This window comes from Mesorhizobium sp. (assembly GCF_041661565.1).
GTDB lineage: Bacteria > Pseudomonadota > Alphaproteobacteria > Rhizobiales > Rhizobiaceae > Mesorhizobium.
In genome coordinates, this window is sequence record NZ_JBAZUD010000040.1 from 15,938 (window position 1) to 34,652 (window position 18,715).

Below are 18,715 nucleotides of genomic sequence, written 5' to 3' on the forward strand. Positions count from 1 at the left end.
GCTCGAACGATCAGGTTCGATCCCGTCACATACCCCTCAATAGTGCGCGTAGCCGCTCAACGGGCATTTCCGGGCAACGGGCACCTGGAAGCTTCCGTCGATCCCGGTGCAGGTCCGGAAGTTGGACTTGCGCGGCGCGGGTGCTTTCAGCGCCATCTTCGACTTGCCCTTGAGGACCAGCCAGATTTCGGTCGGTTGATCGAGCTGCAGCCTGTTTATGTCTGAATAGCTGATGCGACCGCTCTTGACGCCCGCGTATAGACGTTGACAAACCAACGTCGGCAAGCGCTCCAGCGACACGCCCATGAAAGACGCGATATCGTGCTTGGCAGTGATGTTCCAAGCACGGACAGAGGCGGTGCATGCGGTCATGTCCTCCGGGCCGGACTTGGCACGTGCGTGTGAAAACTGGCAGACTGCCAAGATGGTGGCCGCGGCAAGCAGAACAGAAACGTTATTTTTCACTATCGCAACCCCTACCCGCAAATGAATTTAAATAAAGGGGTCGGAAGGTCAATCGGAAATTGGGCAATAGCGGCTTTATTCTGTTTACATTAGAATTCGCAAATAAAACCCGGCGTGGCTGCCGGGTTCTTATTCACAGTTGAGCGCAATGGACGCTGTCTGGAGATCAACCCTTGCGATTGCGCGCGGCGAGCGTACGCAGCCTGAGCGCGTTGAGGCGGATGAAGCCGGCGGCATCCTTCTGGTCGTAGGCGCCGCGGTCGTCCTCGAAGGTGACAAGCGCATCGGAGTAGAGCGTCTTTTTCGACTTGCGGCCGTTGACCATGACGTTGCCCTTGTAGAGCTTGAGGCGCACCGTGCCCTCGACGTCTTCCTGGCTCTTGTCGATCATCGCCTGCAGCATCAGGCGCTCGGGCGAGAACCAGAAGCCGTTATAGATCAGCTCGGCATAGCGCGGCATGAACTCGTCCTTGAGGTGGGCGGCGCCCCGGTCGAGCGTGATCGATTCGATGGCGCGGTGCGCGGCGAGCAGGATGGTGCCGCCGGGCGTCTCGTAGACGCCGCGCGACTTCATGCCGACGAAGCGGTTCTCCACCAGGTCGAGCCGGCCAATGCCGTTGTCGCGGCCGAGATCGTTGAGCGCCGCCAGCATGGTCGCCGGCGACAGCTTCTTGCCATCGAGCGCGATCGGATCGCCCTTGAGGAATTCGATCTCGATCTCGGTGACCTTGTCCGGCGCGTCCATGGGCGAAACGGTGCGCTGGTGGACGAATTCCGGCGGCTCGCTCCACGGATCTTCCAGAACCTTGCCCTCGGAAGAGGAGTGCAGCAGGTTGGCGTCGACGGAGAACGGCGCATCGCCTTTCTTGTCCTTCGGCACCGGGATCTGGTGCTGCTCGGCGAAGTTGATCAGATCGGTGCGCGACTTGAACGACCAGTCGCGCCATGGCGCGATGACCTTGATATCGGGGTTCAGCGCATAGGCCGAAAGCTCGAAACGGACCTGGTCGTTGCCCTTGCCGGTTGCGCCATGCGCGATCGCGTCGGCGCCGGTTTCCCTGGCGATCTCGACCAGGTGCTTGGAGATCAGCGGCCGCGCGATCGAGGTGCCGAGCAGATAGGTGCCTTCATAGACGGCATTGGCGCGGAACATCGGGAAGACGAAGTCGGAGACGAACTCCTCGCGCACATCGACGACGCGGATGTCCTTGATGCCCATCATCTCGGCCTTGCGGCGCGCCGGCTCCAATTCGCCCCCCTGGCCGAGATCGGCGGTGAAGGTGACGACTTCGGCGCCGAGTTCGGTCTGCAGCCATTTCAGGATGATGGAGGTGTCGAGGCCGCCGGAATAGGCAAGCACGACCTTCTTGACGTCTTTTGACATATTGGCGGTTCCGCGACAGGGGTTCTTCGCGGGCGAGGTATCACGGCGTTTCCGGAAAGCGCAAGAGACCAAGCCGTCGCCGTGCGAAGGCAGGCCGTCGCGACAGACGATTGAGAGGGGCTGGATCAGCCGTTGCGCCCCCCAGTCGCTGGCGAGAACGGACCGCATGCTCTATAGGCTGCCTGTTCCCGAGCCACAGGGCGAGCCATGTCCTTCATTCCCGACACCGCCACGCTGATCCAGTTCGCCATCGCCACCGTGATCCTGGCGATCACGCCCGGGCCGGACATGACCCTGTTCGTTTCGCGCACGCTGAGCCAGGGCCGCGCCACCGGGTTTGCCTCGATGGCCGGCGCGCTGTGCGGCACGCTGGTGCACACGACGCTGGTCGTGGGCGGCGTTTCGGCGCTGATCGTCGCCTCGCCGATGGCCTTCCTTGTCCTCAAGGTATTCGGCGCCGGCTATCTCGTCTTCCTGGCCTGGCAGGCGATCGCCAAGGGCTCGGCCTTTTCGCCGGAGAAGAAGACAGGCCCCCGCATTTCGCTGCTGCGCAGCTGGGCGGCGGGGCTCGGCGTCAACCTGCTCAACCCGAAGATCATCCTGTTCTTCATGACCTTCCTGCCGCAGTTCGTCGACGTGCATGATCCGCACGCGCCGGGAAAGCTGTTTTTCCTCGGCCTCATGTTCATCGTCCTGTCGATCCCGGTGACCGCGCCGATGGTGCTGGCGGCAGAACGGTTTTCCGCGGCGATGAAGGCCAGCCCGCGCGTGACGCGCGTGGTCGATTATCTGTTCGCCGGCGTGTTCTCGGCCTTCGCGCTCAGGATCCTGACGGCGCAGGCGAAATAGGCATCGTCATCCTGTTCGACCGTCATTGTCGAAACCCGGTTCACCTTGCCACCAGCTTCCGGCAAGGCGCCCGGCGGCGAGCCAATAGAAGATGCCGCCCACCATGCCGCCGCCGATCACCGCCATGATGGCGCTGGTCTCCCTGACCGCGAAGGTGGTGTCGCCGGCATGGTCGACCATGCCGAGGAAAACGCCCGCCACCACCGCGCCCGCCAGCGCGTAGAACAGCCAGTCGCGCCGGCCGAGGATTTCGGCGATCAGGATGACGATGCAAGCCGGCAGCAGGGCGAAATAGGCGACGAACAGCGCAACGAAGGGAATCGAGACATACAGGGAAGCTGCCGCCATCGGCTCGCCGTGCTGCGGCATGGTGCCGAGCGAGGCCAGGAACAGGATGTTGAGGAAGGCGCTGGCGGCAAGCGACGCGACGACATAGCCGAACAGGATGACGGCGAAGCGGACGAGATAGGCGACGACGCGGCTCACGCCTCGCCGTGCCCCGCGATCATCATGGCTTCCAGCGCGAGTCGGTCGACCCTGCGCATGCGCTCCGAGTCTGATTTCAGCTGGCCGCAGGCGGCGAGGATGTCGCGGCCGCGCGGCGTGCGGATCGGCGAGGCATAGCCGGCATTGTTGATGTAGTCGGCAAACTTCTCGATCGTCTCCCAGTCCGAGCACTGGTAGTTGGTGCCCGGCCAAGGGTTGAACGGGATCAGGTTGATCTTGGCCGGAATGCCCTTCAGAAGCTTGATCAGCCCTTTGGCGTCCTCGATGGAATCGTTGACGTCCTTCAGCATCACATATTCGAAGGTGATGCGCTTGGCGTTCGACAGGCCGGGATAGGCACGGCAGGCGGCGATCAGCTCCTTGAGCGGATACTTCTTGTTGATCGGCACCAGCAGGTCGCGCAAATCGTCATTGGTGGCATGCAGCGAGATGGCCAGCATGACGCCGATCTCCTCGCCGGTGCGGAAGATTTCCGGCACGACGCCGGAGGTGGACAGCGTGATGCGGCGCTTGGAGAGCGACAGGCCATCGCCGTCGGAGGCGATCAGCAGCGCCTTCTTCACCGCCTCGAAATTGTAGAGCGGCTCGCCCATGCCCATCATGACGATGTTGGACACTTTGCGGCCTTCGGCCGGCACGATGGCGCCGTCCGGCGTGTCGCGGTCGGGGAAATCGCCGAGCCGGTCGCGCGCGGTGAGCAATTGCGCCAGGATCTCCTCGGCGGTCAGATTGCGCACCAGCTTCTGCGTGCCGGTATGGCAGAACGAACAGGTCAGCGTGCAGCCGACCTGCGAGGAGATGCAGAGCGTGCCGCGGCCTTCCTCGGGAATGTAGACCGTTTCGATCTCGACCGGCCGGCCGGCGCCGCGCGGCGGGAAGCGGAACAGCCACTTGCGCGTACCATCGGAGGATATCTGTTCCTCGACGATCTCGGGCCTGGCGACGGTGAAATGCTTGTCGAGCTCGGCGCGCAGGTCCTTGGAGATGTTGAACATGCCGGCGAAATCGGAAACGCCGCGCACATACATCCAGTGCCAGAGCTGCTGGGTGCGCATTTTCGCCTGGCGCTCCGGCACGACGCCCGATGCGACCAGCGCCTCGCCGAGCTCGGCGCGCGTCAGGCCGATCAGCGACGGCTTCTCGGGCGCGGGGCGGGCGCGCAATGAATCGCGGGCACCCTCAATGGTAAGGTCGAAGGAAAGGGTCATGGTTGCACTGATATAAGCGGTTTGCGGCCGATTTCATCCATCGTGCCTGATATGAAGCGCGGCGCATAGCACAGGTTGAGCGCGGAGTCATGCGGGGGTAGGGAATAGGGCAGTAGGCAGTGGGCAGTAGAGGCAGGTCCACCTTCCTCGCTAGTCCCCTATTGCCTACTGCCCTATTCCCTACCACGAGGACCGACATGGCCGGCACATCGCGAAAATTCCCCATGCTGCGGCGTTCGCGCGCCATGCTGGGCTCACGGCGTGTGTGGCAGCCGCGGCTGGTGTTCTGGGCCGGCGCGGTCTCTATCGGTATCATCAGCGTGCTGTTTGCGGTGTTGGCCGACAAGGCGCAGGCGCTGTTCCATATCATGACCGACGACGGCGGCGGTTGGCGCTTCTATCTGCCGCTCGTGGTCACGCCGCTGGGTTTCGTGCTGTGCGCCTGGCTTGCTCATGCCTTCTTCCCGGGCTCGCAGGGCAGCGGCATCCCGCAGGCAATCGCCGCGCGCCATTTGCGGGACGATGAAGACCGCGGCCACCTCCTGTCGTTGCGGCTGGCGGCGGGCAAGATCGCACTCACCATCATCGGCCTGTTCTGTGGCGCTTCCATCGGCCGCGAGGGCCCGACCGTGCAGGTCGGCGCCTCGCTGATGCTGCAGGCGGCGCGCTGGGGCGGCATGGCGCAGGCGCGCGGCCTGATCCTGGCCGGTTCGGCGGCGGGCATCGCGGCCGCTTTCAACACGCCGCTGGCCGGCATCGTGTTCGCCATCGAGGAGATGGGCCGCACCTATGAGGCGCGCACCAACGGCTTGGTGCTGACGGCGGTGATCCTGGCCGGCCTCGCCTCGCTTGGGCTGCTCGGCAACTACACCTATTTCGGCGTCTCGAAGGAGACGATCTCGTTCGCCGTCGAGTGGCCGCTGGTGATTGCCTGCGGCGTCATCGGCGGCGGCTTTGGCGCCGTGTTCTCGCTGCTGGCGCTGAAGGCAACGCGGCGGATCCGTCGCTGGCGCACGCAGCAGCCGCTGGCGCGCGCGCTGCTGGTGGCCGCTGGCTGCGGGCTTGCCGTGGCGGGGATCGGAATCGCATCGGGCGGGCTGACCTTCGGCACCGGCTACGCGCAGGCGCGCGGCGCGGTCGAAGGCACGCCGCTGCCCTGGTTCTTCTTCGCCGAGAAATTCCTGGCCGGGTTGCTGTCTATGGTCTCGGGCATTCCCGGCGGCATCTTCGCACCCTCCCTGGCGGTGGGCGCCGGCGTCGGCAGTTCACTCGGCCTCGTCTTCGGCGCCAGCACAGGCGCGGCGGCACTGCTCGGCATGGCCGGCTATTTCGCCGGCGTGGTGCAGGCGCCGATGACGGCGTTCGTCATCATCCTGGAAATGACCGGCAATCATGACAATGTCATCGCGCTGATGCTGGCCTCGATGCTGGGCTACGGCACGGCGCGCCTGATCTCGCACGAGCCGCTCTACCACGCGCTGTCGCGCGTCTTCATCGCCGAGGCAATCCGGAGGCGCCGGGCGGAAGCCGTGCCGGAATCAGGCTGAAGGCAAGGCCTTGCAGCCCGGCCTTTGGTCAAAATGAGGCCTTGCCTATTTGCACTTGGCGATCGACGACAGCGCCGCCGAAATGCCCTTCAGCGAGAAAACGTAAGAGGTCGGGTTGCCGCGGCCGGACTTGGCCGTCACCTTCATGTCGGTGCCGGTCTTCATGGCGGCGATCAGCACGGGTTCCTCGGCGGCGTTCTCGACCCAGGCCGACTTGCCGCGCGTGAACATCGAGAAGCTCTTCTTGTCGATGGTGACGGTGGCCTTGGAGCCTTCCTGGAACGTGTAGCCGGCGATGAATTGCGGCTCATAGGACACTTGCTGCCCCGGCCGCTGGCTGACGAAGAAGAACATGTCGCCATGGTCGAGCGTCGGCGGCTGCTTGTCGGTCGGCACCGTCAGGACATAGCAGACCTTGCCGCCCGATGCTTGGTAGCTGTAGGTGCCCCAGGCATTGTGCTGGCCGATCTTGGTCGCCGACTGCGCCATGACAGGCGCTGTCGCGGCCACCAGGACCAGGCTCGAAACTAGTGCAATCAATCCGCGCATCGCTTTTCCCGTATTCCAAATGGTGCGGAGGCAGGCCGGCTCGGCGTCCTGCCCGTCGCTTCATTTTGATTTAATCTGGGTTACCAAAGGGTGAATTTCCCAAGAGAAAAGGATCTTCGCCCAAGGAAACCGCCGCCATTCCCGCGCCGCCGCCTTGCGAGCGGGTGGCGCGACGTCCCTTCGGCGACTTGGAGGCCACGAAAGCGGCAAGAGTTTGACTTTTTACCGGGCCGCTGAACGACGATGTCCAGCGGTCGAGCGCCGGTCCGGAAGCGCTCAGCCCTTGTCGGCTATCGCCTGTTTGGCGGCTTTGCGATGCGCCGGCGTGATGTGGGCGCTGACAGCGGTGATCGCGGCGGTGAGGACGGCAATGTCGTCGGTGAAGCCAAGCCCGACGACGAAATCGGGGATGACATCTACCGGAAGCACGAAATAGCCGAGCGCGGCCAGCAGGGTGCCCTTGGCGCGCAGCGGCGTTTTCTTGTCCATGGCGCAGTAATAGGCGGCGACGACCTCTTCCATGTACGGAATCTGCCGCGCGGCCTTCTTCGCCGTGCGCCAGAATTTCTCGCGCACATCCTTCTCGTCGCCAAGCTTGCCGCCAAAGCCGAAGAAATCAGAACCGGACTGCCGCGCCATCAACCTCTCCTTGCAGAGCCTGTGCGCACCAGCGCATGCCCGCGAAGGAAAATGTGGGGAAACCCGAACCGCGGTGCAAGATGCCGATGCCGATTTGGCAGCTGTATCCTGTCCCCATTTCCAGACGAGGCATCAGCCGCCGGCAAAGCGGTTCATCTTGCTTGCCAGTTCGATGTCCAGCGCGGTGACGCCGCCGGCATCATGGGTGTTCAGCGTGACGTCGACGGTCTTGTAGACATTCGACCATTCGGGATGGTGGTCCATCTTTTCCGCGGCCAGGGCGACACGCGTCATGAAGGCAAAGGCCTCGGAGAAATTCTTGAACGTGAAGGTGCGGCTGATGGAGGCGGCGTCTTCCGCCAATGCCCAGCCGTCGAGCCCGACCAGCGCTGCTTCAGCGGCCTGCCTGTCCAGTTTCTCTCTCGCCATCTCGATTTCCCGTGCTATCCGACAAAATGAGCCCCACCATAATGCATTTAGCGCAGGAGTGCGTCGCGGTTTTGGATAATGACATGCGCAAGACCAATTCCGGCTCGATGAGCGCGAAGCCGATCAATTCCATTCTTTTCGTCTGCCTCGGCAACATCTGCCGGTCGCCACTGGCCGAAGGTGTTTTTCGCGACGTCTGGGGGCAGTGCGGCCGGGCCATGCTGCTCGATTCGGCCGCGACCAGCAGCTGGGAGGTTGGCTCCGCTCCCGATCCACGCTCGATCGCCGTCGCGGTGCGTCACGGCGTGGACATCGCCGCGCAACGGGCACGAAAGGTCGCGCCGGAGGACTTTTCCCGTTTCGACCTGATTCTCGGCATGGACAGGTCGAATGTCGCCGATCTGAAGGCGCTTGCGCCGTCGACGACGCGTGACCGGATCCATCTGTTCCTGGAGTTCGCCGAGGGGCGGCCGCGCGACGTGCCCGATCCCTATTATGACGGGCCGGAAGCCTTCGCCTCCGTCTACCGCATGATCCGGGACGCGTCGGAGGCGCTGGCGAGGCGGCTGGAGGCGCGGCTGTCGGAGCCGGAGAGCGGCCAGGCTTCCTCGACGATATAAGGGCCGCCGCCGACCGAGTCACGCGACGACATCAAGACGAACCGGCCGACGCGGAACGGCAGCGTCGAGAAATTTCCGCGCCCGGAGAGATATTGCGCGACGTCCAGCGGGCTTGAGTTGCGCAGGCGTGCCAGCGTCACATGCGGCATGAATTTGCGCGGATCGGCGGGAATGCCGAGCCGCTGGCAGATGCGATCGATTTCGCCCTGCAGCGCGGCAAGATCGGGCGAGGGGGACGCGCCGGCCCACACCGCATGCGGCTTCTTCTGGCCAAAGGCGCCGACACCCGACAGCGAGAGCGAAAAGGAGGGGCGATGCACGCGGTCGAGCGCATTGGCGATCTCGTCGGCGACGTGACCGGGAACATCGCCGATGAAGCGCAGAGTGAGGTGATAGTTCTCGACGTCGATCCAGCGGGCGCCTGGCAGGCCGCCGCGCAGCAGGGACAGCGAAAGGGCGGCGTCACGCGGAATTTCGAGGGCGGTGAAAAGACGCGGCATGATGAGCCTCCCTTCCTCGAATCGAACTATGCCCCTAGCGAATCATCGAACGTCAAACGGAGCAAGAGGTTTGTTGGCCGTAGGTTTCTTTTGGGGGATCGGCGGCGGACTTCCATGATCCGAACCAATGGAAGAGGCGATTGCCACTATCGCAGCGCCGCTTCGATGTCGGTTTGGGAAAAGTCGTTGCCTTTGAACAGCAGGGGCTCGGCACTCTTCTTCGCCAAGGCATAAGAGAGGCAGTCGGCGAAATTCAGCCCAGCAGGATGCCGGCCCTTGCCGTAGGCAAGCCATGCTGCCGTGGCGAGATCCACCAGATCGGCGTCTATCGCGACGATATCGACATGGGCCTTAAGCAGCCAGAGATCGAGATCATTGGCCGAGCGTTCATCCCTTCGGGTCATCAGCACCATTCTGGCCTCGAGCAGGCAAGTCGCAGGCAGGAGCCGGACATTCGACAGTGCGATGGCCTCATCGAAACGATCAGCCTCGGGTTCGCCCAGAAAGATCGCGACGAGTGCCGACGTGTCGATGACCATCAGCTCGGCAGACCGTTCTCGTCGTAGCCGACGATATCGTCGGCCGAACGCGGATCCCGCTCGGGAAGCCGGGCTATGCGGCGGCTAATCGACCGCATCTCAGCGAGCTGCCGGGCTCTGTCGGCGCCGGCATTGCCTAGATGTTTCATATGTTCTTCGAGCGCTGCGTGGATGACGCGGGTCATCGGCATGCCGGTTTTTTGTTTCAACGTTCGCGCGAGCCGAACGGTCTCTTCTCTTTTGATGATAATAGGCATCCGACCCTCCTTTTAGAGGTTGTATATCCTTTTTGATGCTACAGGTCAAAAGGTCCGCCACTTGGGTGGTCAACCTGGGTTCAGGCTCCTCCCCGCACTGCAGCGATTGCCTTTTCTACCGCCGGCAGGGCGCGTTCGACCATCTGGTCGACGCCCTTGGCGTTCGGATGCAGGCCATCCTCGAGCCGCAGGCCGGGCTGGCCGGCGACGCCATCGAGGAAGAACGGGTAAAGCGGAACGCCGTATTTCGCCGCCAGGTCCGGAAAGATGGCGTCGAAGGCGGTCTTGTACTGAGCGCCGAGATTTGGCGCGGCGAGCATGCCGGCCAGTAGCACGGGAATCTTTCGCTGCTTCAGCTTGCCCAGCATTTCGTCCAGATTCTTGCGGGCGATATCTGGCGAGACGCCACGCAGCATGTCGTTGGCGCCGAGTTCGAGAATGACCAATTGGGTTCCGTCCGGCACCGACCAGTCAAGCCGCGCCAGGCCGCCGCTGGTAGTGTCCCCGGAAACGCCGGCGTTGGCGATAGTCACGTCATGCCCCCGGGCCCGAAGGGCTGCCTGCAATTTGTCGGTGAAGCCCTCGCCGGGCCCAAGCCCATAACCCGCCATCAGGCTGTCACCGAAGCCGACGATCTTGAACGGCTCGGCACGGGCCGCCGACATGGCGCCGCAAATGGCGGAGAGAAGGACAAGCCCCGCGGCAACGCTGCGTTTGAAAGACATGCGACAGGCCCCATATGACAAGAGGAATTCTTCCGACGATAGCCTGCCGCGGCAGGGCCCTCACCCTCCCATATAGGACGATTTGATTTTGACAGAAGCCGTCATCGCGCTGAAAGACGTATCGCTGACGCTCGGCCAAGGCGCCTCGTCCGTTCACGTGCTGAAAGGCGTCAGCCTCGATGTGGCGCGCGGCGAGGCCACCGGCATCGTTGGCCCTTCGGGTTCCGGCAAGTCGACATTGCTGATGGTCCTGGCCGGGTTGGAAAGGGTCGATTCGGGGACGGTACGGATCGCCGGCGAGCTGCTCAATGGCAAGAGCGAGGACCAGATGGCCTCGTTTCGGGGCCGAAACATCGGCATCGTGTTCCAGTCCTTCCATCTCATTCCGAACATGACGGCGCTCGAGAATGTCGCCGTCCCGCTTGAACTGGCCGGCCACGTGGATCCGTTTTCGGTGGCCGCCCGCGAGCTGGCGGCCGTCGGCCTGAGCGAACGCGTCACGCATTATCCCGGCGAGCTGTCGGGCGGCGAGCAGCAGCGCGTGGCGATCGCCCGGGCGCTGGCGCCGTCGCCGCGCATCCTCATCGCCGACGAGCCGACTGGCAATCTCGACCAGGCGACCGGGCGGCAGGTCGCCGACCTGCTGTTCGCCAAGGCCGCCGAACGCGGCATGACGCTGGTTCTTGTCACCCACGATCCGGCGCTGGCGGCGCGCTGTCCTCGCCAGGTGGCGATGCGCTCCGGCCGGATCGAGGCGCCCGTGGCCGTCAGGGCGACAGCCTGATGGGGTTGGCGCGCACATTGAGGCTCGCGGTTCGCTTTTCGTTGCGCGAGATGCGGGGCGGGCTGTCCGGCTTCCTGATCTTTCTCGCTTGCATCGCGCTCGGCGTCGCGGCGATCGGCGGTGTCAACTCGGTGGCGCGGTCGATCACCGCCGGCGTCGCCGACCAGGGCCAGACCCTGCTTGGCGGCGATCTTCGTTTCCAGATCAACCAGCGCGACGCCAACCCGGCCGAGCTCGGCTTCCTTGGCGGGCTGGGCGTGCTTTCGCACACCACCAGCATGCGCTCGATGGCGCGTCTTGCCGATGGAACGGACCAGGCGCTGGTCGAGGCCAAGGCTGTGGACGACGCCTATCCGCTTTACGGGGCCCTGGAGACCGAGCCGGCGCTGTCGACACAGGAACTGTTCGGCGAGCAGTTCGGCGTCTTTGGCGCCGCCGCACCGGATCTCCTGTTCGAACGGCTGCATCTCAAGCTCGGCGACAGGCTGAAACTTGGTACCGCCACCTTCGAACTGCGCGCCAGGCTGGTCACGGAACCCGATGCCGTGTCCGACGGATTCGGTTTCGCGCCAAGGCTGATGATCTCGAACCAGGCGCTGGCGGCGGCCGGGCTGATCCAGCCGGGCAGCCTGGTCGAGAATGCCTACAAGATCCGCCTGCCTGCCGATGCCGACGAGGCGCGGCTGAAGGCGATCCAGGACCAGGCGGCCAGGGATTTTCCCGAGGCCGGCTGGTCGATCCGCACCCGGAGCAACGCGGCGCCGGCACTGTCGTCCAACATCGAACGCTTCTCGCAATTCCTGACGCTGGTCGGGCTGACGGCCTTGGTGGTCGGCGGCGTCGGCGTCGCCAATGCGGTGCGCGCCTATCTCGACGGCAAGCGCGGCGTCATCGCCACCTTCAAGAGTCTCGGCGCCTCAGGCGGCTTTGTCTTCACGGTCTACCTGGTGCAGATCCTGATCATTGCGGCTCTCGGCATCGTGCTGGGTGTCGTGCTCGGAGCGCTGATGCCGTTCGCGGCGAGCGCGGCGCTGCAGTCCGTCATTCCGGTGCCGGCACAAGGCGGTTTCTATCCCGGCGCCCTCGGCATGGCGGCGCTGTTCGGCCTGCTGGTGACGCTGGCCTTCGCCCTGCTGCCGCTCGGCCGCGCCCGCGACGTGCCGGCGACCGCGCTGTTTCGCGAGATGGGACTGGAAGGCCGCGGCTTCCCACGCCTTGTCTATGTCGCCGCGGCCGTCGGCATCGCGCTGATCCTGGCGGCGCTGGCGATCCTGTTTTCCGGCGACCAGCGCATCGCCTCGATCTTTGTCGGAGCCACCATCCTTGCCTTCCTGGTGCTGCGCCTCGTCGGCGCGCTGGTGCAATGGGCGGCCAGGAGGAGCCCGCGCGTGCGCTTCGTGGCGCTCAGGCTGGCCATCGGCAACATCCACCGGCCGGGCGCACTGACGCCGTCGGTCGTGCTCTCGCTGGGGCTCGGGCTGACACTGCTGGTGACGCTGGCGCTCATCGACGGCAATCTGCGGCAACAGATTTCCGGCAATCTGCCGGAACGCGCACCGAACTTCTTCTTCGTCGATATCCAGGGCAGCGATGTCGACGCGTTCTCGGCGCTGATCGGCAGGGAGGCGCCGCAGGGGACATTGGCCAAGGTGCCGATGCTGCGCGGCCGGGTGATGGCGTTGAACGGTGTCGATGTCGACAAGGTGAAGGTGCCGGCGGAGGGCGCCTGGGTGCTGAAAGGCGATCGCGGCCTGACCTATGACGCCAGGCAGCCCGAAAACGCGACGCTGACCGAGGGTTCATGGTGGCCGGACACCTATGCCGGCGAGCCGCTGGTTTCATTTTCGGACCAGGAAGGCAAGCAGATCGGCCTGAAGCTCGGCGACACCATCACCGTCAATGTGCTCGGCCGCAACGTGACGGCCAGGATCGCCAATTTCCGCAAGGTCGAATGGGAGACGATGGGCATCAATTTCGTCATGGTGTTCTCGCCCAACACATTCGCGGGCGCCCCGCATGGCTGGATGGCGACGCTGACCGAGAAGAATGCCTCGACGGCGGACGATGCGCGCCTGCTCAATGCCGTCACCCTTACCTTCCCGGCGGTGACGACGGTGCGCGTCAAGGATGCGCTCGATGTGGTGAACCGTCTGGTCGGGCAGCTCGGCACGGCGATCCGGGCGGCTGCCGGCGTGGCTCTGATCGCCTCGGTGCTGGTGCTGTCCGGCGCGCTGGCGGCCGGCAACCGGGCGCGCATCCATGACGCGGTGGTACTGAAGACGCTGGGGGCGACGCGCGGCACGCTGATCGCCGCCTTCTCTCTGGAATACGCGCTGATCGGGCTTGCCACGGCGATTTTCGCGCTCGCCGCTGGCGGAGCCGCTGCCTGGTTCGTCGTCGCGCGCATCATGACGCTGCCATCGCACTTCATGCCCGAGGTGGCGGTGGTAACCGTCATCTTCGCGCTGGGGATCACGGTCGGCATTGGCCTTGCCGGCACCTGGCGCGTGCTCGGCCAGAAGGCGGCGCCGGTGCTGCGCAACCTCTGAGAGGCTCGGGCGAAAGGCCGTATCAGGTTAATTCGGCGTAATGTGGCGCGCCGGCCGGCCGGAAACCCGGACATTTGGCTGTCTCACGAAGCATTACACCCGGTCATGGTCTTGTTCTTGACGCGAATAACCATCATATTTCGCGACAGGCATGCTGGAGCCCCTCCAGCGGCGCCTGGGTCCGGAGGATGCAAGTCCGGAAGGACCTGACACCGGACGGGGCAGAAGCAATAGAGGACTTCCATGGCTGAACCCATTCGCAACTTCCAGACGCGCGCCGTGCCCGGCGCCGCCGTCGACATCGACCAGGGCCTGCGCGCCTACATGGTCAAGGTTTACAATCTGATGGGGCTTGGCCTCCTCATCACCGGCCTCGCGGCTGTCGGCACGATCATGCTGGCCACTACGACGGATCCGGCTTCGGCTGTCGCGACGCTGCCGAGCGGCGAGATGCTGACCTCGTTCGGCTACGCGATCTTCGGTTCGCCGCTTCGCTGGGTGGTGATGCTGGCGCCGCTGGCCGCCGTCATGTTCCTGTCGTTCCGCGTCCAGTCGATGAGCGTCTCGGCGGCGCAGACCACGTTCTGGGTCTATGCCGGCCTCGTCGGGCTGTCGCTGTCGTCGATCTTCCTGATCTACACGACCGCCAGCATCTCGCAGACCTTCTTCGCCACCGCGGCCGGCTTCGGCGCGCTGTCGCTTTACGGCTACACGACAAAGCGCGATCTGACCGCGATGGGCTCGTTCCTGATCATGGGCCTGTTCGGGCTGATTATCGCGATGGTGATCAACATCTTCCTGCAGTCGTCGGCTCTGTCCTTCGCCGTCTCGGCGATCGGCGTGCTGATCTTCGCCGGCCTGACCGCCTACGACACGCAGAAGATCAAGGAGATGTATTTCGAAGGAGACGCTTCCGATGTCGCCGGCCGCAAGGCCATCATGGGCGCGCTGCGGCTTTATCTCGACTTCATCAACCTGTTCATGTTCCTGCTGCAGTTCATGGGCGATCGCCGCTAAGCGGTCACCGGCTGGATCATCGACTTCGCAAGGGCGGCCTAACGGCCGCCCTTTTCTTTTCGGGCGCATTTGATGTTATCTCAGGCCTCACAAGGGCGTGCGCGGACCATGAGCAACATCACCATAAGGCTGGCAACCGAGGCCGATCTCGACAGGATCACGGCGATCTACGCCGATGCGGTGACCCACGGCACGGCCAGCTACGAGCTCGACCCGCCGAGCCGCGCCGAGATGGGCGCGCGCTTCGACGGCCTGATGGAAGGGGGCTTTCCCTATCTGGTTGCGGAACAGGGTGACGCGGTGCTTGGCTACGCCTATGCCGGCGCCTTCCGGCCCCGCCCGGCCTATCGCTTCATCGTCGAGGATTCCGTCTATGTCGCCCCCGAGGCCCAGGGCATGGGGGTCGGCCTCAAGCTGATGCGAAGCCTGATCGAGGCCGTCCAGGCAGCGGGTTTTCGCCAGATCGTCGCGGTCATTGGCGATGGCCGGGCGGACAGCGCGTCGGTCAGGCTGCACGAAAAGCTCGGCTTTCACCATTCGGGACGCCTCGAAGGCTCCGGCTACAAGCACGGGCGCTGGCTCGACACGGTGTTCATGCAGCTGCCGTTGAACGGCGGGGCGACAATGCCGCCCGATCCGCTGTCGCTGCCGGAGCGGACATTTCGCGGCGGCCGGAAAGGGAAATGAGGAATTGAGGAAATGGAGAGTTGAAGAATTGGTGAAATGAGGAATTGAGGAATTGAGGAATTGAGGAAAGGCCTCAGCGCTCTGACCTCCGGCTTCTTCGGATCTTCAATTCGTCAATTCTCCATTTCCCCAATTCCCTTCCCCGCTTACGCCTCGACGACCTTCAGCTTGCTGTCGAACACGCCGAGCACGCGGCCTAGCTCCTGGCCACGCTTGAGAATGCGACCGCCAGCCGCGATCACGGCGAAGGCGCCCTGCTTGCGGGCCAGCTTGGGGTCCTTGACGATCTGGAACAGCGGCACTTCGCTGGTGCGGCGGAACACGGAAAACACGGCTCTGTCGCTGAGATGATCGATGGCGTAGTCCCGCCATTCATTGGCGGCGACCATGCGGCCGTAGAGCCTGAGGATCTGGTCGAGTTCCCGCCGATCGAATCGCACCGGCTGGTCGAGACGCTCGCGTCTCGCCTCGTGCAACGGGATCAATATCGCGGATGCGTCCCCATCCCCCGTGCCGCCGCTGTCATCGGTCATGCCCCGATCCTTCGAAATCAATCCATTCCGATCAAAGTTGGCGCGTTCGCCGCTCAATTGCAAGGCCCGCAAGGTGAGGCCAGCGACGCGCGGTTTCCGCAACGTCCAGTCACTTTTATGAATCGCGCTGTTGGAATTGGTGATGCTCCGCCACATTTCCGCCTTTTTTTATCCGCGCTCATGCCCCAATGTCCGACGAATTTACGGGTGTTGCCTGAGACGGTTCGGTCCGGCACCGGCTCGTAAACCCCAAGCCCCCCGCCCACGGGTCTGCGTCGGATCGAACCAACCTCGGTCTTTCCTCGGAAGGATCGGGTGCGACGATCCCAAAACCTAAATGACCGACGTCAGAAGCAAGCTGACGTCGGTTTTTTCGTTTTGGGTCGGTTGTGCTGCCCCGAGCCGTTGTCCCAAGGGTGGAGCGCCGCGATGCTGCACGCAGACCCGTGCCGCGACATCGGCCGAAGAGGGCGGCGTTTCAGGATAGGCGCACAAGGGTTCCGTGGTCGGGTCGACCGCTCGGCCCTGGACCGCTTTTGCATACGGCAAATGTCAAGGCAGGGGTCCTGGGGTCTCCGCGACGGAGCTTCGCTCCTGCTTCACCCCAGGATGACGAAGGCGGGACCGGTGCGGCAATTCCGTTACGGCTTGTGGATGAACGCGGCGCCCAGGATGGGGCCGGGCAGGCCGTCCTTGCCGACGGACTGCAGCAGCACGGCGCAGCCGCCCTTCTTGGTGATCTCGCTCATCGGCAATTCATAGCGCTGCGCCTTGCCGTGCCACATGCCGGCGGTCTGGATGCCGGTGACAGCGTTCCAGTAAGTCATGCTGCGGCCGGAATTCTCGCCCTGGGCGATCTTGACCGTCCGCGGCGCGTCGAAATAGACGATGACGACATGCGCGTCGCTCGGACCGGCGCCGGCGTCGCCGGCATCGATGATCACGCGGTCGCTGGTGCGGCTGATCTTGACGGGTACGTGCATGCCTTCGCCAGATCGCGCCATGCGGGCGAGCGCGCCATCGACCTCGCCGCGATTGGCGCCGTTGAGGTGCACGCGGCCGTTGATGACGGCCTGCGGCGTGTAGACGGAGCGGTTGCCGAAGGCGCGCATATAGTCGTACTGCCGTTCGGTGTTTTCCTTGCGGCCCAGCGTATCCTGCCAGCCGAGATAGTCCCAGTAGTCGACATGGTAGGCGAGCGCGACGATGTCCTCCTTGCCGGCGAGTTCGGCGAAGTACGCATCGGCCGGCGGACAGGAGTTGCAGCCCTGGCTGGTAAACAGTTCGACCACGCCCAGCGGCCGCTCAATTCGGGGCTTTTCCTTCTCAGCCCCACCGGCCTCGTCGGTATGGCCGGCACCGGCAAACGCCGGCAGGGCCAGCACAAGGGCCGCCAGCCACAATGATTTTCGCGAGGCCATGGTCATTCCAATTCCCGCCGGTGGCGCCGGCTTTGTTCTGATTGCTAAAATATGTGGCAGAACCGGAAGTCAACGGGAAGTCACGTTGCGGTGAAATTTTTCCGTTGCAACGACGGGCAGGGCGGCAATAGGTGAAGCCATTGCATTTCACACACTGGTTCGATTCGGCGGCGGCATCATCACCATGTGGCAAACTCTCCTGACCCCGGTCGATCTTTATTGCGAAAGAATCGGTCCTGGACTTTGGGCCGAGCCAACCAATGCTTTGACCAACCTTGCTTTTATTGCCGCAGGGTTATGGGGTGTGCGCGAAGTCCGGCGTCACCGCACCGGTACCTTCGCGGAGGTGCTGGCCTGGTGGGTGGTGGCGATCGGCATCGGGTCGACGATCTTCCATACCTTTGCCACCAAGGGCACGGTGTGGGCCGACGTCCTGCCGATCGCCGGCTTCACGCTGGCCTATACGCTGTTCAACCTGCGGCGGTTCCTTGGCATGGGATGGGGCAAGGCGATCGCCGTCTTCATCGTGTTCTACGTGGTCACGGGGTTGATCACGGTCGCCGTGCCGGATTGGCTGCGCCAGGCTTCAAATGGCACCACGGGCTATCTGCCGCCGTTCCTGGCGCTTGCCTTCTTCGGCGCCTGGGTGGCGGCGAGCGGCAATCGCGCCGGCTGGTACAATCTGGCGGGCTCGGCGATCTTCGTCGTGTCCGTCCTCTGCCGGATGATCGACCCGCTGGTCTGCGCCGGCTTTCCGCTCGGCACGCATTTCCTCTGGCATATCTTCAACGGGCTGATGCTGGCCGTGCTGCTGGCGGCGGCGGCGCGGTTCGGGGCACCGAAAAAAGGCAGTGGGCAGTAGGGCCCTGTTCCCTACTGCCCAAGCCCTATTCCCTCGCTGCTACGCAGCGAGATCGCGCAGCACGTACTGTAGAATGCCGCCGTTCTTGAAGTAGTCGAGCTCGTCCAGCGTATCGATCCGGCAGACGATCGGCACATTCTTCACCGTGCCGTCGCCATAGGTGATCCTGGCGGTCATCGTCTGGCGCGGCTTGATGGCGCTCAAGCCGTCGATCTCGACCAGTTCGTCGCCCTTCAGATTGAGCGAGGCCCATGAGGTGCCGTCCTCGAAGACGAAGGGGATGACGCCCATGCCGACCAGGTTCGAGCGGTGGATGCGTTCGAAGGACTGCGCGATGACCGCGCGCACACCAAGGAGGTTCGTACCCTTGGCCGCCCAGTCGCGCGACGAGCCGTTGCCGTATTCGACGCCGGCGAAGATGACCAGCGGCACGCCTTCCTTCTTGTACTCCATCGCCGCGTCGTAGATCGATTCCTCTTCCTTCGACGGATAGTGGATGGTGTAGCCGCCCTCGCGTCCATTCTCGCCCAGCATGTGGTTGCGGATGCGGATGTTGGCGAAGGTGCCGCGCATCATCACCTCATGGTTGCCGCGCCGCGTGCCGTACTGGTTGAAGTCGGCGACGCCGACGCCATGGTCGGTCA

21 protein-coding genes and 1 pseudogene are annotated in these 18,715 nt (G+C 64.1%); 8 read left to right on the forward strand and 14 right to left on the reverse strand.

Going from position 1 to position 18,715, the window contains the following annotated elements; all coding sequences use genetic code 11:
* Nucleotides 1–36: 36 nt before the first annotated feature.
* Together WC739_RS09705 and WC739_RS09710 are read right to left on the reverse strand one after the other, a co-directional pair.
* Nucleotides 37–465: a hypothetical protein gene (locus WC739_RS09705; RefSeq protein ID WP_372952813.1), complete on the reverse strand. Its 429-nt coding sequence runs from the start codon at nt 463–465 to the stop codon at nt 37–39.
* A gap of 166 nt (nt 466–631) precedes the next feature.
* Nucleotides 632–1,849: an argininosuccinate synthase gene (locus WC739_RS09710; RefSeq protein ID WP_372952814.1), complete on the reverse strand. Its 1,218-nt coding sequence runs from the start codon at nt 1,847–1,849 to the stop codon at nt 632–634.
* Between the two features lie 207 nt (nt 1,850–2,056).
* On the opposite strand from WC739_RS09710, the gene WC739_RS09715 reads away from it, so the two are divergent.
* Nucleotides 2,057–2,698: a LysE family translocator gene (locus WC739_RS09715; protein ID WP_372952815.1), complete on the forward strand. Its 642-nt coding sequence runs from the start codon at nt 2,057–2,059 to the stop codon at nt 2,696–2,698.
* Between the two features lie 6 nt (nt 2,699–2,704).
* Here WC739_RS09715 and WC739_RS09720 read toward each other — a convergent pair whose 3' ends face one another.
* Entirely contained in the window at nt 2,705–3,184 is a 480-nt protein-coding gene (locus WC739_RS09720; protein ID WP_372952816.1) for a hypothetical protein, read from the reverse strand.
* Nucleotides 3,181–4,413 carry a 23S rRNA (adenine(2503)-C(2))-methyltransferase RlmN gene (gene rlmN, locus WC739_RS09725; protein ID WP_372952817.1) on the reverse strand — a complete coding sequence of 411 codons (1,233 nt, stop codon included), beginning with the start codon at nt 4,411–4,413 and terminating at the stop codon, nt 3,181–3,183. Before rlmN ends, WC739_RS09720 begins: the two co-directional genes overlap by 4 nt.
* Before the next feature lie 197 nt (nt 4,414–4,610).
* Here rlmN and WC739_RS09730 point away from each other — a divergent pair, with 197 nt between their 5' ends.
* Nucleotides 4,611–5,960: a chloride channel protein gene (locus WC739_RS09730; protein ID WP_372952818.1), complete on the forward strand. Its 1,350-nt coding sequence runs from the start codon at nt 4,611–4,613 to the stop codon at nt 5,958–5,960.
* Nucleotides 5,961–6,005: 45 nt separating this feature from the next.
* On the opposite strand, the gene WC739_RS09735 is transcribed toward WC739_RS09730, so the two are convergent.
* The 3 genes from WC739_RS09735 to WC739_RS09745 all read right to left on the reverse strand — a co-directional run bounded on the left by WC739_RS09735 (nt 6,006) and on the right by WC739_RS09745 (nt 7,577).
* A complete protein-coding gene (locus tag WC739_RS09735) occupies nt 6,006–6,509 on the reverse strand; it encodes an invasion associated locus B family protein (protein WP_224662567.1) in 504 nt (167 codons plus the stop codon).
* Between the two features lie 276 nt (nt 6,510–6,785).
* Nucleotides 6,786–7,148, reverse strand: a complete 363-nt coding sequence (locus WC739_RS09740) for a YkvA family protein (RefSeq protein WP_372952819.1) — start codon at nt 7,146–7,148, stop codon at nt 6,786–6,788.
* A gap of 132 nt (nt 7,149–7,280) precedes the next feature.
* A complete protein-coding gene (locus WC739_RS09745) occupies nt 7,281–7,577 on the reverse strand; it encodes a 4a-hydroxytetrahydrobiopterin dehydratase (protein ID WP_372952820.1) in 297 nt (98 codons plus the stop codon).
* Nucleotides 7,578–7,684: 107 nt separating this feature from the next.
* Between WC739_RS09745 and WC739_RS09750 the strand changes: the two genes are divergently transcribed.
* Entirely contained in the window at nt 7,685–8,197 is a 513-nt protein-coding gene (locus WC739_RS09750; protein WP_372952832.1) for a low molecular weight protein-tyrosine-phosphatase, read from the forward strand.
* Here WC739_RS09750 and thpR read toward each other — a convergent pair.
* The 4 genes from thpR to WC739_RS09770 all read right to left on the reverse strand — a co-directional run bounded on the left by thpR (nt 8,101) and on the right by WC739_RS09770 (nt 10,218).
* Nucleotides 8,101–8,697, reverse strand: coding sequence for an RNA 2',3'-cyclic phosphodiesterase (thpR, locus tag WC739_RS09755; protein WP_372952821.1), 597 nt, complete (start codon nt 8,695–8,697; stop codon nt 8,101–8,103). The genes WC739_RS09750 and thpR overlap by 97 nt on opposite strands.
* A 146-nt stretch (nt 8,698–8,843) precedes the next feature.
* Nucleotides 8,844–9,236 carry a type II toxin-antitoxin system VapC family toxin gene (locus WC739_RS09760; RefSeq protein WP_372952822.1) on the reverse strand — a complete coding sequence of 131 codons (393 nt, stop codon included), beginning with the start codon at nt 9,234–9,236 and terminating at the stop codon, nt 8,844–8,846.
* Nucleotides 9,236–9,493, reverse strand: coding sequence for a type II toxin-antitoxin system VapB family antitoxin (locus WC739_RS09765; RefSeq protein ID WP_372952823.1), 258 nt, complete (start codon nt 9,491–9,493; stop codon nt 9,236–9,238). Before WC739_RS09765 ends, WC739_RS09760 begins: the two co-directional genes overlap by 1 nt.
* 80 nt (nt 9,494–9,573) lie before the next feature.
* Entirely contained in the window at nt 9,574–10,218 is a 645-nt protein-coding gene (locus WC739_RS09770) for an arylesterase (protein WP_372952824.1), read from the reverse strand.
* Nucleotides 10,219–10,306: 88 nt separating this feature from the next.
* On the opposite strand from WC739_RS09770, the gene WC739_RS09775 reads away from it, so the two are divergent.
* The 4 genes from WC739_RS09775 to WC739_RS09790 all read left to right on the forward strand — a co-directional run bounded on the left by WC739_RS09775 (nt 10,307) and on the right by WC739_RS09790 (nt 15,255).
* Nucleotides 10,307–11,002 (forward strand): ABC transporter ATP-binding protein, encoded by a 696-nt coding sequence (locus WC739_RS09775; RefSeq protein WP_372952825.1) that lies wholly within the window; start codon nt 10,307–10,309, stop codon nt 11,000–11,002.
* Nucleotides 11,002–13,551 carry an ABC transporter permease gene (locus WC739_RS09780; protein ID WP_372952826.1) on the forward strand — a complete coding sequence of 850 codons (2,550 nt, stop codon included), beginning with the start codon at nt 11,002–11,004 and terminating at the stop codon, nt 13,549–13,551. Before WC739_RS09775 ends, WC739_RS09780 begins: the two co-directional genes overlap by 1 nt.
* Nucleotides 13,552–13,794: 243 nt before the next feature.
* Nucleotides 13,795–14,568, forward strand: a complete 774-nt coding sequence (locus WC739_RS09785) for a Bax inhibitor-1/YccA family protein (RefSeq protein ID WP_372952827.1) — start codon at nt 13,795–13,797, stop codon at nt 14,566–14,568.
* A 108-nt stretch (nt 14,569–14,676) separates the two neighbouring features.
* A complete protein-coding gene (locus WC739_RS09790) occupies nt 14,677–15,255 on the forward strand; it encodes an N-acetyltransferase family protein (RefSeq protein ID WP_372952828.1) in 579 nt (192 codons plus the stop codon).
* Between the two features lie 146 nt (nt 15,256–15,401).
* Here WC739_RS09790 and WC739_RS09795 read toward each other — a convergent pair whose 3' ends face one another.
* Both WC739_RS09795 and WC739_RS09800 read right to left on the reverse strand, forming a co-directional pair.
* Entirely contained in the window at nt 15,402–15,788 is a 387-nt protein-coding gene (locus tag WC739_RS09795; protein WP_372952829.1) for a DUF2794 domain-containing protein, read from the reverse strand.
* Nucleotides 15,789–16,429: 641 nt separating this feature from the next.
* Nucleotides 16,430–17,215, reverse strand: coding sequence for a DUF1223 domain-containing protein (locus tag WC739_RS09800; protein ID WP_372952830.1), 786 nt, complete (start codon nt 17,213–17,215; stop codon nt 16,430–16,432).
* Between the two features lie 178 nt (nt 17,216–17,393).
* Between WC739_RS09800 and WC739_RS09805 the strand changes: the two genes are divergently transcribed.
* Nucleotides 17,394–18,071 (forward strand): ceramidase domain-containing protein, encoded by a 678-nt coding sequence (locus WC739_RS09805; protein ID WP_372952831.1) that lies wholly within the window; start codon nt 17,394–17,396, stop codon nt 18,069–18,071.
* A 39-nt stretch (nt 18,072–18,110) separates the two neighbouring features.
* On the opposite strand, the pseudogene WC739_RS09810 reads toward WC739_RS09805, so the two are convergent.
* A pseudogene (locus tag WC739_RS09810) lies at nt 18,111–18,715 on the reverse strand (aconitate hydratase); the annotation flags it as partial.

Coding starts and splice junctions, on each gene's coding strand:
- WC739_RS09710 (WP_372952814.1), bottom strand. CDS start 1,849: ATGTCAAAAGACGTCAAGAAGGTCGTGCTTGCCTATTCCGGCGGCCTC.
- WC739_RS09715 (WP_372952815.1), top strand. CDS start 2,057: ATGTCCTTCATTCCCGACACCGCCACGCTGATCCAGTTCGCCATCGCC.
- rlmN (WP_372952817.1), bottom strand. CDS start 4,413: ATGACCCTTTCCTTCGACCTTACCATTGAGGGTGCCCGCGATTCATTG.
- WC739_RS09730 (WP_372952818.1), top strand. CDS start 4,611: ATGGCCGGCACATCGCGAAAATTCCCCATGCTGCGGCGTTCGCGCGCC.
- WC739_RS09735 (WP_224662567.1), bottom strand. CDS start 6,509: ATGCGCGGATTGATTGCACTAGTTTCGAGCCTGGTCCTGGTGGCCGCG.
- WC739_RS09740 (WP_372952819.1), bottom strand. CDS start 7,148: ATGGCGCGGCAGTCCGGTTCTGATTTCTTCGGCTTTGGCGGCAAGCTT.
- WC739_RS09745 (WP_372952820.1), bottom strand. CDS start 7,577: ATGGCGAGAGAGAAACTGGACAGGCAGGCCGCTGAAGCAGCGCTGGTC.
- WC739_RS09750 (WP_372952832.1), top strand. CDS start 7,685: ATGAGCGCGAAGCCGATCAATTCCATTCTTTTCGTCTGCCTCGGCAAC.
- thpR (WP_372952821.1), bottom strand. CDS start 8,697: ATGCCGCGTCTTTTCACCGCCCTCGAAATTCCGCGTGACGCCGCCCTT.
- WC739_RS09760 (WP_372952822.1), bottom strand. CDS start 9,236: ATGGTCATCGACACGTCGGCACTCGTCGCGATCTTTCTGGGCGAACCC.
- WC739_RS09765 (WP_372952823.1), bottom strand. CDS start 9,493: ATGCCTATTATCATCAAAAGAGAAGAGACCGTTCGGCTCGCGCGAACG.
- WC739_RS09770 (WP_372952824.1), bottom strand. CDS start 10,218: ATGTCTTTCAAACGCAGCGTTGCCGCGGGGCTTGTCCTTCTCTCCGCC.
- WC739_RS09780 (WP_372952826.1), top strand. CDS start 11,002: ATGGGGTTGGCGCGCACATTGAGGCTCGCGGTTCGCTTTTCGTTGCGC.
- WC739_RS09785 (WP_372952827.1), top strand. CDS start 13,795: ATGGCTGAACCCATTCGCAACTTCCAGACGCGCGCCGTGCCCGGCGCC.
- WC739_RS09790 (WP_372952828.1), top strand. CDS start 14,677: ATGAGCAACATCACCATAAGGCTGGCAACCGAGGCCGATCTCGACAGG.
- WC739_RS09795 (WP_372952829.1), bottom strand. CDS start 15,788: ATGACCGATGACAGCGGCGGCACGGGGGATGGGGACGCATCCGCGATA.
- WC739_RS09800 (WP_372952830.1), bottom strand. CDS start 17,215: ATGACCATGGCCTCGCGAAAATCATTGTGGCTGGCGGCCCTTGTGCTG.
- WC739_RS09805 (WP_372952831.1), top strand. CDS start 17,394: ATGTGGCAAACTCTCCTGACCCCGGTCGATCTTTATTGCGAAAGAATC.